This is a genomic window from Burkholderia metallica, from assembly GCF_902832845.1.
Classification (GTDB): domain Bacteria; phylum Pseudomonadota; class Gammaproteobacteria; order Burkholderiales; family Burkholderiaceae; genus Burkholderia; species Burkholderia metallica.
On the sequence record NZ_CADFDB010000009.1, the window covers coordinates 193,904 to 206,799 of the forward strand.

Annotated in this window: 11 protein-coding genes and 1 tRNA gene; 6 read left to right on the top strand and 6 right to left on the bottom strand. The window is 64.3% G+C overall.

What is annotated here, in order from left to right:
• Positions 1-9: 9 nt before the first annotated feature.
• The 6 genes from HWX08_RS24225 to HWX08_RS24250 form a co-directional block, all read right to left on the bottom strand.
• Complete coding sequence (locus HWX08_RS24225; RefSeq protein WP_006482386.1) at positions 10-468, bottom strand: DUF1795 domain-containing protein; 459 nt, start codon at positions 466-468, stop codon at positions 10-12.
• Between the two features lie 62 nt (positions 469-530).
• Positions 531-974 (bottom strand): hypothetical protein, encoded by a 444-nt coding sequence (locus tag HWX08_RS24230; protein WP_174921316.1) that lies wholly within the window; start codon positions 972-974, stop codon positions 531-533.
• Between the two features lie 42 nt (positions 975-1,016).
• Positions 1,017-1,886, bottom strand: coding sequence for an ankyrin repeat domain-containing protein (locus HWX08_RS24235; protein WP_069256323.1), 870 nt, complete (start codon positions 1,884-1,886; stop codon positions 1,017-1,019).
• Entirely contained in the window at positions 1,886-4,885 is a 3,000-nt protein-coding gene (locus HWX08_RS24240; protein ID WP_174921317.1) for a type VI secretion system Vgr family protein, read from the bottom strand. Before HWX08_RS24240 ends, HWX08_RS24235 begins: the two co-directional genes overlap by 1 nt.
• Positions 4,886-5,769: 884 nt before the next feature.
• Positions 5,770-5,846: transfer RNA gene (locus tag HWX08_RS24245), tRNA-Arg, on the bottom strand.
• A gap of 175 nt (positions 5,847-6,021) precedes the next feature.
• Positions 6,022-6,852: an undecaprenyl-diphosphate phosphatase gene (locus HWX08_RS24250; RefSeq protein ID WP_069256321.1), complete on the bottom strand. Its 831-nt coding sequence runs from the start codon at positions 6,850-6,852 to the stop codon at positions 6,022-6,024.
• 478 nt (positions 6,853-7,330) lie between these two features.
• On the opposite strand from HWX08_RS24250, the gene HWX08_RS24255 reads away from it, so the two are divergent.
• The 6 genes from HWX08_RS24255 to HWX08_RS24280 all read left to right on the top strand — a co-directional run bounded on the left by HWX08_RS24255 (position 7,331) and on the right by HWX08_RS24280 (position 12,879).
• Positions 7,331-8,242: an aldose epimerase family protein gene (locus HWX08_RS24255; RefSeq protein ID WP_174921318.1), complete on the top strand. Its 912-nt coding sequence runs from the start codon at positions 7,331-7,333 to the stop codon at positions 8,240-8,242.
• A 152-nt stretch (positions 8,243-8,394) separates the two neighbouring features.
• Positions 8,395-9,096, top strand: coding sequence for a peptidoglycan DD-metalloendopeptidase family protein (locus HWX08_RS24260; RefSeq protein WP_069256319.1), 702 nt, complete (start codon positions 8,395-8,397; stop codon positions 9,094-9,096).
• 7 nt (positions 9,097-9,103) lie between these two features.
• Entirely contained in the window at positions 9,104-9,406 is a 303-nt protein-coding gene (locus HWX08_RS24265; protein ID WP_167375358.1) for a hypothetical protein, read from the top strand.
• A 55-nt stretch (positions 9,407-9,461) separates the two neighbouring features.
• Positions 9,462-11,081, top strand: coding sequence for an acyl-CoA synthetase (locus tag HWX08_RS24270; protein ID WP_174921319.1), 1,620 nt, complete (start codon positions 9,462-9,464; stop codon positions 11,079-11,081).
• 75 nt (positions 11,082-11,156) lie between these two features.
• A complete protein-coding gene (locus HWX08_RS24275; protein ID WP_174921320.1) occupies positions 11,157-11,480 on the top strand; it encodes a DUF2288 domain-containing protein in 324 nt (107 codons plus the stop codon).
• Positions 11,481-11,490: 10 nt separating this feature from the next.
• Positions 11,491-12,879, top strand: a complete 1,389-nt coding sequence (locus tag HWX08_RS24280; protein WP_174921321.1) for an MATE family efflux transporter — start codon at positions 11,491-11,493, stop codon at positions 12,877-12,879.
• The last annotated feature ends 17 nt before the right edge of the window (positions 12,880-12,896 follow it).

The window sequence follows — 12,896 nt, forward strand, 5'->3', positions numbered from 1 at the left end:
TTGCTGTTGTTATGCCGACTCTTGTTCTGCCGGACGGTAGCCGTCGAGCCAGTTGCGCCACAATGCGTCGAGCGTTTCGCCGAAGCTCTTCGCGCTCGATGCGGTAAAGATCAGCACGCGTCCCGGGGCAACAATGAATGCACCTTGCCGTTGAAATACGGTTTTGGGGCCGTTCCGATAGGCCGCGTCGATGCGCTCCCCAGGCATTCCATCGGTTTCAGGTCCAAGCCGTTCGGCCTGACGCGAAAGCACCCGGTGTCCCTGCAACCTCGATTTGAGCAGCGCGATCTGACGATCGATATACGGCGCAAGGGTCTCTCCGTCCTTGAGCCAGTCGCGTGCGACACTGAGGTTCGGCTGCGCAGCCGTATCAGCTGGCACGAACAGGTTGGTCGTGCGATCCTCGAAACCGTTCGGCAGGACGATACTGCCTTCGTGAATCCGGATACGGTTTTCGGAATCCGTCATGCTAGATCTCTCGTGAAGTGTATTGTTGGAATGGGTCGAAATCAGCGTCCACACGCCGACACTCATTTTCCCGGTAGCGCGACGGTGCTTTCCCGGCGCAAGCGCAAGCTGCCCGCGAGCAATACGATATGCGCGACGAGCCACACGTAAGACGCGACGCCGTAGCCAGATATCGGCGTCGCGTCCGCTTCGTTGAAGTACCACTTCGTCGTGAATAGTGAACAGAGCGCACACGCGAGCGCAGCGGCCGAAAACTGGCTCGCGCGCGTATATCGGTTCCGGGCAAGCTGGACGGCCGCAACAACGTAAAGCGGATTGGCGAGCCATGCTGGATTGAGCATGAAAAGTCCCCACCAGCCCTGGGCGAGAACCGACAGCCCGCTGAGCGACGCTTCTTTTTCGAAATGCATCGCCGGCATCATCAGCGAGAGGACGTACAGCACCTCGGATACGCCGAGGACCGTCTCTCGCCTGACACGCGGCGTCGAATCAAAAACGTTCATCATTTCCCGAATCGTTGCACGACACTTCAACGGTCGCGAGTGCGTTCAATCCGTCTGGCCGGCCGGCGTCACGACCTTCTCGCCGCGGGCACGCATCGCGGCGCGTTGCGCCTTCGGATCGAGCGGCGGCCACGGCGCGCCGGCCGTGACGATCTTGCGACGAATCTCTTCGATACGGGTACGCGCCGGCGAGTCCGCGGCCGTATGGTTCTTCAACTCGTTCTGCAGCACCCACCCGTACGACACGCCGAGCTGGCTGGCAATCTTCGGATCCGCACCGTGCGAGAGCAGGTAGTCGACGACGTCCCACTGCTGAATCATCGTCGCCTCGAAGAGTGCAGTCTTTCCGAGCGAATCGCGCGCATTCACGTTCGCCTTGTGCTCGACCAGCAGCTTCAGCTGGGGCAGCAACCGGTTCTCTGCAACCGCGAAGATCATCGGCGTGTCGCCGTTGTATAGCCAGTTGGGATCGAGCCCGCTGCTCAACAACACGCGCAGGAGATTGGGCGTATCGGCTCGCAATGCGACATCGACGACCGATCCGCCGCTGCTGCCAACCGGCGCCTTGGGATCTGCGCCGTTCTTCACGAGCACAGAAATGATCTGGTACCTCGGGTTCGACGCGTCGTTCTTGACCGGGACGATTTCCTGCACTGCATACGAGAGCAGCGTCGTATTCTTCGCGCCCGGCGCATTCAGATCCGTCTTCGGCGCGAGCTGCTGAACCCGGCCGAGATCGCCGTCATGAATGGCCTGAGCCAATGTGAGTTGCTGCCCCGAAAAGAAATCTTCCGGTGCGTAACGCTTGAAGCCAGTCATGTTCGTCCCTTGGGCTTGAGTGGGCCACCAGAGCGGCGAGGACACTCCAACGAGTGCGGCAATCGCGCCGGCGGTTATCGCTTTCTTGTATCGCATCAGTAAGATGAATTCAGTTGGGAAACGAGGTCGAGCTGATCCTTCGCGACCTGCTGGTTAATCCCGTTCGTCACGTCACCCATCAGGTGACGGCCGACCGTGGTCACGCTTTCACCGTCGAGCGTGACGGGACTGCCAACCGCCTTGGGCATCAGCGCCGCCGTACCGTCGCTGATCGGTCCGAGGCGGCCTTCCTGCAGGCCGGTCAGGATATCGCCGTCGACGCGATAGGCGGTGATGTTGGCCGCCTGGGCGGTCCCGCCGTATTGCGCGACGGTCTCCGGATTGAGGCCGGCAGCATTGAAGGTCACGGCCGAACCGCCGCTGGCCTCGGCTGCAGCGGACGCCAGTCCGCCACCGAGCGAATGCCCGGTGAAATCGACGCCGGCCGACGCGCCCGTGGTCTCGATGTTCTTGCCGATCGTGACCGCATTGCGGTAATACGGCGCATCGGCGCCGAGCCCTTGCGCCATGTTGTTGCTCATGTCTTCGCCGAAGAGCTGCTGGGTACCCTTGAACGCTACCGTCGGCTTCATGCTGTCGCCGAAGACATTCGGATCCGGGATATACATCTGCGACCCGAAGTTGCTACCGCTTTTCTCGAAGTCGCTCGGCTTGAGTCCGAACGCCTTCAACGCTTCCGGATCGTTGGTCGCCATCTTCCACCCGGTCGGCGGCGGATCGTTCGGGTGATACACGTGATCCGCGAGTTTCGCCAGTTGCTGCGCCTTCAGCGAGCTCGCCAGCTTGGCCGCCGCCGCGCGCGTCGCCGGGTCGGGGCTCGCCAGCCCTTTCGCGATCGTCGCCTGCTCTGCCGCCCACTCGAGCGCGAGCGCCTGTTCCGCGGATTGCGCACTGCCGCGATTCAGATGGATGACCGGCCCGTCGAGATAGATGCCGTTCGCGTTGATGACGATCGTTGATGGTCCAAAGGTCAGCTTGATGCTGTCCGGCGTCATCGTCACGACGCCATCCCCGACACGATGCTCGATTCCATCGCTCGCCTGATGGCTTTGCATGCCGGGCCCGGCCTTGCTTGCGATGGCCTTCGTATTGATCACGTTCGCCGTGGTGTCGCGAGTCAGCGCGATGGTTTCCTTCAATCCGCCCTGCGCGATCTGCTTCGTCTCACTGCCTTTGAGCAGCGACACCGTGCGCGCGCCGGCTTCGACCGTATGCGTTTCCGAATCCTTGATGACCGTGTTCATATCCTTCTGCGCGTGCAGAAAGACTTCTTGCGCGCCGTTCACGTCGGAGAACCGCAATTCGTTCGAGCCTGCGCCCTTGTGGGTCTGGCTCTTGATCCCCATCGTCTGCCCTGCGGCGCCGTGATAAGGATTGCCCTGCTCGCCGTTGTAGACGCGGCCCACAATGACCGGATTGTCGGGGTCCCCCTGATTAAACGCGACCAAGACCTCCTGTTTGATCCGTGGAATGGCGGCCGCACCCCAACCGTCGCCCGCCCATGGTTGGGACACGCGAATCCACATCGAATCCGAGCCGTCCAGCTTGCCGCGGCGGTCCCACAGGAAGTGCACCTTGACCGCACTCCCGTTCGTGTGAATTTCTTCGCCCTTGGGGCCGACCACAATTGCCGACTGGGTGCCGTGGATGACGGGCTTCGGGGTATTTCTGGGCGAACGATACGGAAACTTCTTCGGGAGCAGAGAAAATGTATTGCGGTACGGCAGCTTTGCGTTGTGTTCCGTGTAGTCGTTCACGGCCTCGTGGCGAACGTGCAGAATGGCGTATTCCTGATTGTTGGCCATGACTGGATGGTTCGTCACCGTCACGCTGCCTGCAGCCGTCATCCGCCATGCGTAGCCGCTGCCGGTATACCGATGCGCGCTCGCTTCTTCTGCTTGCATCGCAATGCGTGCGTAACGGTCGCCATCATCGCCGTGGTCGAACAACGACTGGTGTTCGAAACGCTCCGTTGTCTCGAGCCCCGCATGGCGGAGGTTCTCCGGCTCGGCCTGCGCCAGCATCAGCGGCGACGACGGGTTCTGGTGATTGAAGTCGCGAAAGGCGATCTTGCCGACGCCGAAACGTCGCCCTTCATGCAACTGGTCGATACCGTTGTCTTCACTCGCCGCGGTGGCCGCATACGGCAAATTGGCCAACCCGTCGATCGGGCGGAAAACGAAATTCGTATCGCCGATGACAAGGAAGTGCTTTTCCTTCTCGTAGCGGTGCGTCCAAATCAGGCCTTCCTGCTCCATCAGACGCGCACAGAAGTTGTAATACGACTCCTGGTACATCACGATATATTCGAGCGGCTTTTGCGCGGTCCGGATGTCGAACTCGAAATCAGTGAAGCCGTGATCCTGGAAAATCTCGGTGAGGATGTCCTGAGCGGTCTTGTTCTGGAAAATCCGGCAGTCGGTCGAGCGCGTCAGAAACCAGAACCACGGCGCCACCGTCATTTGATATTGCGTCACCTTGCCCGGGTTGCCCGCTCGGTCGAACGACGTAACGTAGCCGTCGAAGTAACGGATGCTATCGGCCCCGCCTGACGAGACGATGCGCTCCAGCGTCGACTGCCGCGCATTCTGGTCGAAGCGGATCTTGATCGGTTGACCGATCAACTGTTCGGGTGCCAGATCATGCTGGTGTGACAGCAAATCAAGGTGAATCTCCGGCAATCGATTGACATGTTCATCGACGATCGCGGTGCTGACCAGCAACACGTCCGAACCGAGCGGCGACTCGATCGTCACGTATCGATTTAGCTGAGTCAGCCGAGCGACACCGCCAGCCGCATTGTTGAGCGCGTCCACAATCGCGGCCGGCGTTTTGTTCATTAGCGAGAAGCCGGTCTGCGCAAGCTGGACAGCGCGTTGCACGGTGTCGATATGACTTGCGAGGCCGGCGAGCGGGCCGATCTGGCCTGCCACCGTGGACGCAACCGGCCCGGCAAGGCCGCCAAGCGCGCTCAGCGAGCCCAACAGATTCCCGCCGGAGCCGGCCGGAATACCGCCATTCGGGGCGAAGCTCATTTGAAATCCCTTTATTATCGTCTCAGGTTCTGTCCCCAACTGGCTCACCAGCGTGAGGCCCCGCTACTGTAGGACAAAACGTTTGCCAGCGAAAGATACCTGAAATTCCTTTGCAATTTCCTTGCTGACATCCTTTCCACGCGCCAATCAAATAAGCGGTTGGGAACCGGCTCAGGGCTCGCCGCGTCGCAGTACCGCACCGGTTTCTGCCGAAACCAATACGATTTACATGAAGCTTGTGACAGGAACGTACGGGGAAAATGGTCGATCCATATCTCGCGGGCACGTTCATCCTGGCGACAGGATGGGCACACGATCGCGAGTGGCGGTCTGTGGCGACGTGAACGACTCTGCACGATCCATAGAAGCTCGCCGCAGCTTCAAGCGGCCTGTCGTAAAGCTGGCATTTGCGAGCACGGCGAAGGTCCAGTTGTTTCCGCAGCATAAGCGTGCGGTGTTACTCCCGTTCAGGCGAATGCTGAACGTAGACCCATCGGCGTGCGCAAAAGACACGCTCGCTCGAAACGAACTAACCAATGGCCAGTTCCACTTCAATGCTAGATGGGTCATGGCTGCAAGCAGCGCGACCCAATTGGGTGATTTGTATTAGCCGGGACTCGATCTGACAGGTAGTCGGGCCTGCAAAGAACGAGCCATCGATGGCGGATGCGTTCCAGCATTCAGACTCGCTTCATACGGCAAGCAAATTGCATGTACGTTGGCCACTCGATGCACGTCCTGACTGCGATCACTTGCAGTCGCCGCGCCACCCAACCCAGATTGATTTGAATCTGCGTTGACTGAGAACGCCTATATGACACCTACACGGAATTATCGAAGGCTGAAGACAGGCCGCAAAAAACAACCTAGCCTATTGATTTCACTGGCCCGCCCTACACGATTCGAACGTGTGACCTACGGCTTAGAAGGCCGTTGCTCTATCCAACTGAGCTAAGGGCGGTCGGGGAGAAAAGACACGGCCGGCACGGGCCACCTTTGCCACCGGGCTTCACTCGGACGTCACAACCACCGAACGCGAAACCCCGAAACGAAACAAAACGGGCCCGGCAAGAAAGCCGAGCCCGAAATTATACCCGATCATCGCGAAACATCACGCAAGGCCGGCCGCAGCAGCGTCAAACCGGCTGCGGATGAAGCATGAACCAGCCCAGGCAGAACACACCCGCGATCACGCAATACACGCCGAACGAAGCCAGCCGGCCGCGCCCTTCGAAATAACGCATCAGAAACCGCACGCTCAGGTACGCGGCGACGGCCGTCAGCACGCCGCCGAGCAGCGCATCGGCGAGCTGGTCGCGCGCATGGAACAGCTTCGGCAGTTCGAGCACGCCCGCCGCGAAGATGATCGGCGTACCGAGCAGGAACGAGAATTCCGCGGCCTTCTCCGCCGTCAGCCCCGCCGCATTGCCGGCGATCATCGTCAGCCCGCTGCGCGAGAAGCCCGGAATCAGCGCGCCGATCTGTGCGAGACCTACGAAGAACGCCTGCTTGAACGTCATCTTCTCGGGCGCCTGATGCGCGCGGCTACGCTGGATGCGATCGCCGAGCCACAGCAGCACGCCGTTCACGATCAACGCGATCGCGACGATCCGCAGGTCGTGGAACACGCGCTCGATGCGCTTCTCGAGGAGCAGCCCGACGATGCCGGTCGGAATCGTACCGATGATGAGCGCCCACATCAGGTGCCCATCGTCGTTCTTGCGGCCGCCGAGCTGTGCGAAGAAGCCGCCGATCAGCGCGATCCAGCGCGCGCGGAAATACCACAGCAGCGCCAGCGCGGTGCCGAGGTGCAGCGCAACGAGGAACGGAAGCAGTTGCGGGGCGTGCTTGTCGATGTGCATGCCGAACAGCGCCGGCACGAGCAGCGTATGGCCAAGGCTGCTGACCGGAAAGAGTTCGGTAACGCCCTGCAGGACGCTCAGGAATACCAGAAACCAGAGGCTCACGCGTCGGTCCTTTTAATGAAGATTAAGCGGGAAGAGAAGCGGACGACGCGAGGCGCGTCCGAAAAAACGCGCCCCGATTATGCCGAGCCCGGATTACCGCGCCAAGGCATTTGGCCGGATATTGCGGCGTTGCACACAAACGCTTGCAATTTGTAAGCACTCAGAAAGCAAAAAGCCCGCCATTTGCATGGCGGGCCTTTCGATGTCGGCAGGAATTGCCGTCAGCGGCCGAGCTGATAGAAAAATAATACCGTGCTGCCGGTAAACATGCCGAACAGTGCGAGTCCCATTGCCATTGCCAGATCCATGGCCCCCTCCACGAAGTGTCATGACCCGGCAACCTCACCGGTTTAGAGGCATTATCCCGAGCGTTGGCGGTCTTAAAAACTCGCGATTTCCCGAGAAGGGTTTTCCCCGAGCCGCCGCGGCCCGATAATGGAGCGCGCCGTATCCGTCCACCCGCCCAACCCGATTCGCCATGCCGACCTTCCAGCAACACGACATTCACGAACTTCACGCCGGCCCGTCGCTCGTCCGGGTCGCTCCGCAATTCGGCGGCCGCCTGCTGTCATGGCATGTCGACGGCGAACCGGTGATCTTCTGGCCGGACACGGCCGACTGGAGCAACCTCGCGCGCGTGCGCGGCGGCAATCCGCTGCTGTTCCCGTTCCTCGGCCGTCATCGCGTCGACGGCGAACTCGGCCGCTGGCGCGACGCCGCCGGCGTGGTGCGCGACCTGCCGATGCACGGCTTCGCGCGCGACCTGCCGTTCGCCGCACAACCGTCGGCCGATGGCGCCGCATTGTCGATGACGCTCGACGCGACCGACGCGCTGCGGGCGAGCTACCCGTTCGATTTCCGGTTCGAAACGACCTACCGGCTGGCCGACTCGCACACGCTCGAAGTCGCGCTGACGACGACCAATCGCAGCGACACGCCGCTGCCGTACTACGCCGGCCACCATTTCTATTTCGCGCTGCCGCACGGCGAACGCGCCGAAACCACGCTCGAACTGCCGCCGACGCACCGTTGCGCGCAGCAGGCGGACGGCTCGATCAGTACGCCCGAGCCGGGCGAAGCCCGTTATCGCCTCGACGACCCGGACATCCTCGATCGCTTCCACTGCCTCGACGGCGTGCCGGCCACGCCGGTGCGCATCGTGATGCCGGGCCGCCGCCGCACGATCGAAATCGCGCTCGACGTGCCGGGTTCGATCCCGTGGTACGCGGTCACCACCTGGACCGAAAAGCCGGATTCGGACTTCTATTGCGTCGAGCCGTGGCTCGGCCTGCCGGATGCGATCCACAACGGCCTCGGGCTGCGCATGCTCGCGCCGGGCGCGACCGAAACGGCCACGCTGCGGATTCGCGTGCTGCCGCTCGCCGGCTGAAACACCGGACGGGACGCCGATTCGCCGCACGCCGGACCGGCGCGCGGCGGCCCCGGCAGCGGTCCAAACTGCCTAGCGCGGGTCGAACCCGTTAAAATCGGACGTTTTGTGTTGCCTGTCGCGTCACGAGCGGCAGGGTTTTGCGAGGTTCAATGTTCGGAACAACAACGAAGCGACTCTTCGCAGCCGCCTGCGCCGCCCTGCTCGTCGCGTGCGGCTCCGCGCCTGTCGGCCCCGGGTTCTATCGCGTCGAGCGTGGCGATACGCTGTACAAGATCGCGCGCGACAACCGCACGTCGGTATCGAACATCGTGCGCTGGAACCAGATGACGAACCCCGATGCGATCGAAGTCGGCCAGGTGCTGCGTGTCGCGCCGCCGCCCGGCACGACCACCGCATCGACGCCGTCGACCACCGGTACCGGCAGCGCCGGCCGCGCCCGCCCCGCGCCTTCCGCACCGGTCGAATCGGCCGTCAAACCGGCCACGAGCATCGCGCTGATCTGGCCGGCAGCCGGCAACGTGGTCCGCACGTTCGACGGCTCGAAATCGAAGGGCATCGACATCGCAAACGCGCCGGGCACGCCGGTGGTCGCGGCGGCGCCCGGTGTGGTGGTCTATGCGGGTAACGGGCTGCGCGGCTACGGCAACCTGATCATCCTCAAGCACAACGCCGACTACCTGACCGCCTACGCGCACAACCGCGCGCTGCTGGTGAAGGAAGGCCAGTCGGTGACGCAAGGGCAGTCGATCGCCGAGATGGGCAACAGCGACAGCGACCGCGTCGCGCTGCATTTCGAGTTGCGCTACGGCGGCCGGTCGATCGACCCGTCACGCTACCTGCCGGCGCGCTGAGCGCCCGATGGACGACACGCGATGCCGGCGCGCATCGCGTGCCGTCGCGGTGGAAATCGGGAAGGTGATGTCAGCGCTTGCGCAGACGTCCGGTGAACCGGCCGGACAACGGATCGACGTGACGGGCAAACGCCACCAGTACGCCGATTCCGATCAGGCTGAACCCCGCAGCTATCAGAAGCAAATCCATGGTCACACACTGTTTTTCGTGATCTTATGCGTCATTGTGGAATCGTGCATCGAGGCGCCGCTTTCGGACGAGTCAGAAGATTCCCTACCATCAGGCGCCATTGTGGATTCGTCTGCGTGAAACCCTGATGTAAGTCGTCCGTCCGCGACGCCATTCGCCCCGAGGAGACCACGCGATGCTGCCCGCCGCCGACCGCTACGACGACCTGCTCTCCCGCTTCCGATGGGGCGTTCCGGCGCGCTACAACATCGGCGTGGACGTCTGCGACAAATGGGCCGACGGCAGCGGGCGCCTCGCGCTGATCCACGAAACGGCGCAAGGCGACGTTTCCCGCATCACGTTCGACGACCTGAGGAATGCTTCTAACCGGCTCGCGAACAGCTTCGTGCGTGCCGGTCTGCAACGCGGCGACCGGATCGGCATCTTTCTCGCGCAGGGCCCCGAAACGGCCGTTGCGCACCTCGCCGCATACAAGCTCGGCGCCATCGCGGTGCCGCTCTTCACGTTGTTCGGCGTCGATGCGCTCGAATACCGGCTCGCGAACAGCGAGGCCGCCGCGCTCGTCACCGACGCGGCCGGCTACGCGAAAATCGCACCGCTGCGCGCGCAGTTGCCGTCGCTGCATACCGTCTACTGCATCGGCGACGATGCGCCCGATCAGCCGGGCGTGCTGCGCTACGACGCGGCACTCGCCGCCGAAACGCCCGACTTCACGCCGGCCGATACGGCCGCGGACGATCCGGCGGTCATCATCTATACGTCCGGCACGACGGGCAAACCCAAAGGTGCGCTGCACGCGCATCGCGTGCTGCTGGGCCACCTGCCGGGCGTCGAGATGTCGCAGCAGTGCTTCCCGCGCGACGCACGCCTGTTCTGGACGCCCGCCGACTGGGCATGGATCGGCGGCCTGCTCGACGTGCTGCTGCCGTCCTGGCATCACGGCGTACCCGTGCTCGCCCGCCGCTTCGAGAAATTCGACGGCGACGCGGCGTTCGCGCTGATGGCCCGGCACGGCGTCACCCACGCGTTCCTGCCGCCCACCGCGCTGAAGCTGATGCGCACCGTCCCGGCGCCGCGCGAACGCTACGCGCTGTCGCTGAAATCGGTCGCGAGCGGCGGCGAGTCGCTCGGCACCGAGCTGACGGCCTGGGGGCGCGACGCGCTCGGCGTAACGATCAACGAGTTCTACGGGCAAACCGAGTGCAACATGGTGCTGTCGTCGTGCGCGGCGCTGTTCGATGCGCAGCCCGGTGCGATCGGCAAGGCCGTGCCCGGCCATGCGGTCGCGATCGTCGATGCGCACGGCACGCCGCTGCCGCCCGGCGTCGAAGGGCGCATCGCGGTGCGCCGCCCCGACCCGGTGATGTTCCTCGAATACTGGCGCAACGCCGCTGCGACGCGCGACAAGTTCGCGGGCGACTACCTGCTCACCGGCGATACGGGCACGATCGACGCCGATGGCTTCGTGCGCTTCGTCGGCCGCGACGACGACGTGATCACGAGCGCCGGCTACCGGATCGGCCCCGGCCCGATCGAGGATTGCCTGCTCACGCATCCGGCGGTCCGGATGGCGGCCGTCGTCGGCGTGCCCGACGCGACGCGCACCGAGATCGTCAAGGCGTTCGTCGTGCTGAACCCCGGCTACACCGGCGACGACGCGCTCGTGCAGGCGCTGCAGGCGCACGTGCGCACGCGCCTCGCCGCGCACGAGTATCCGCGCGCGATCGCGTTCGTCGACAGCCTGCCGATGACCGCAACCGGCAAGATCGTGCGCCGCGCGCTACGCGACGCATGAGCCGGCAGCCACGCGCGGCCCGCCCGGCCGGATGGTTTATAGTGGCGCCACCCAAGCAGTCTTTCCAAGAAAACGATGTCCTCTGATTACCACTCCGGCGCTGGCGCGTCGCACAGCCCGCTCTACGCCAAACTCCTCGGCGAAACCGCCAAGATCGACTGGTGCGATCTCGAACGCTTCTTCGCGCAGGGCAAGCTGCTGTCCGTCGCGCGCGACCTCGATCTCGTCAGCGTCGCGGAAGCGGTTGCCGACGACGATGCCGAGCAGGTCACGTGCTGGCTGTCGGCGGGCCTCGTCGCGCGCATGCCGGCCGAAACCGCCGCCGATTACGCGGCGCGCAACCCGGAGCTGTGGGCGGTCGTCGTATCGCCGTGGGTCTGCGTGCAGGAACGCGCCTGACGCGTCCGTCATGTCCGAATCCGCATTACCGCACGAGGCCGGCACGGGCGCGGCCGCCTCGACCACCTCGGCCACCATCACGCACCGACGCGTGCTCGCGCTCGCGTTCCCGATCGTCCTCGCGAACCTGACCCAGCCGATCCTCGGCGCGGTCGACACGGCCGTCGCCGGCCACCTCGACGGCGCGCAGTACCTCGGCGGCGTCGCGCTCGGCGGGCTGTTCTTCAATTTCGTGTTCTGGGGATTCGGTTTCCTGCGGATGGGAACGACCGGCCTCGTCGCGCAGGCACACGGTGCCGGCGACGCCGCCGGGATCCGCCTGAACCTGCTGCGCGCGTTGATCGTCGCATTCGCGCTCGGCGCCGCGGTGCTCGCGCTGCAGGTGCCGCTGCTGTCATTTGCGCTGTCCGCGCTCGGCGGCAGCGATGCCGTCCGTGCGACGGCGCTTGCCTACAGCCACGCGCGCATCTGGAGCGCCCCGTTCGCGCTCGCGAACTACGTCGTGCTCGGCTACCTGCTCGGCATGCAGCGCGTGCGGCTCGCGCTCGTCGCGCAGGTGTTCATCAATGCGGTGAACATCGGCGCCGTATTGCTCTACGTGTACGGCTTCGGCTGGGGCATTGCCGGCATCGGCGCCGCGACCGCCACCGCGGATGCATGCGGTTTCGCGCTCGGCGCGTGGATGCTGTGGCGGCTGCGGCCGCGCGGCCTTGCGCCGATCGCGGTACGCGCGCTCGCCGACCGCGTGGCGCTCCGGCGGCTGATCGCCCTCAACCGCGACATCTTCCTGCGCACGCTGTGCCTGCTCGGCGCCTTCGGCTGGTTCGCGCACCTCGGTGCAGAACAGGGCGATGCGACGCTCGCGGCAAACGCGCTGCTGCTGAATTTCCAGACGTTCATGGCGTACGGCCTCGACGGCTTCGCGCATGCGGCCGAAGCGCTCGTCGGCGCGGCGGCCGGCGCGCGCGACCGCCGCGCCTTCCGGCAGGCCGTACGCGTCACGCTGCTCTGGTCGGCGCTCGGCGCGCTGCTGTTCGCGCTCGTGTACTGGGCCGCCGGCGGCTGGATCGTCGCGCGCCTGACCGACCAGACCGAGATCCGCGAAGTGGCGCTGCGCTACCTGCCATGGGCCGCGATTTCGCCGATCGTGTCGGTCTGGGGTTTCCTGCTCGACGGTGTCTTCATCGGTGCGACGCAGACGCAATCGCTGATGCGCGCGATGGTCGCGTCGCTCGCGATCTTCGTCGTGGCCACGCTCGCCGCCGTCGGCACGTACGGCAATCACGGCCTCTGGTTCGCGCTGCTGCTGTTCATGGCCGCGCGCGGCGCGACGCTCGCGCGCTACCTGCCGGGGCTGTTGCGGCACATCGGCGCCGACGCATCCGCGGCCCGCGCCTGACGGCCGGCCGAACCGGC

Excerpts from the sequence above, each read along its gene's own strand:
- HWX08_RS24270 (WP_174921319.1), top strand. The coding sequence starts at position 9,462 with ATGCTGCCCGCCGCCGACCGCTACGACGACCTGCTCTCCCGCTTCCGA.
- HWX08_RS24235 (WP_069256323.1), bottom strand. The coding sequence starts at position 1,886 with ATGCGATACAAGAAAGCGATAACCGCCGGCGCGATTGCCGCACTCGTT.
- HWX08_RS24230 (WP_174921316.1), bottom strand. The coding sequence starts at position 974 with ATGATGAACGTTTTTGATTCGACGCCGCGTGTCAGGCGAGAGACGGTC.
- HWX08_RS24265 (WP_167375358.1), top strand. The coding sequence starts at position 9,104 with ATGGACGACACGCGATGCCGGCGCGCATCGCGTGCCGTCGCGGTGGAA.
- HWX08_RS24260 (WP_069256319.1), top strand. The coding sequence starts at position 8,395 with ATGTTCGGAACAACAACGAAGCGACTCTTCGCAGCCGCCTGCGCCGCC.
- HWX08_RS24225 (WP_006482386.1), bottom strand. The coding sequence starts at position 468 with ATGACGGATTCCGAAAACCGTATCCGGATTCACGAAGGCAGTATCGTC.
- HWX08_RS24275 (WP_174921320.1), top strand. The coding sequence starts at position 11,157 with ATGTCCTCTGATTACCACTCCGGCGCTGGCGCGTCGCACAGCCCGCTC.
- HWX08_RS24240 (WP_174921317.1), bottom strand. The coding sequence starts at position 4,885 with ATGAGCTTCGCCCCGAATGGCGGTATTCCGGCCGGCTCCGGCGGGAAT.
- HWX08_RS24280 (WP_174921321.1), top strand. The coding sequence starts at position 11,491 with ATGTCCGAATCCGCATTACCGCACGAGGCCGGCACGGGCGCGGCCGCC.
- HWX08_RS24255 (WP_174921318.1), top strand. The coding sequence starts at position 7,331 with ATGCCGACCTTCCAGCAACACGACATTCACGAACTTCACGCCGGCCCG.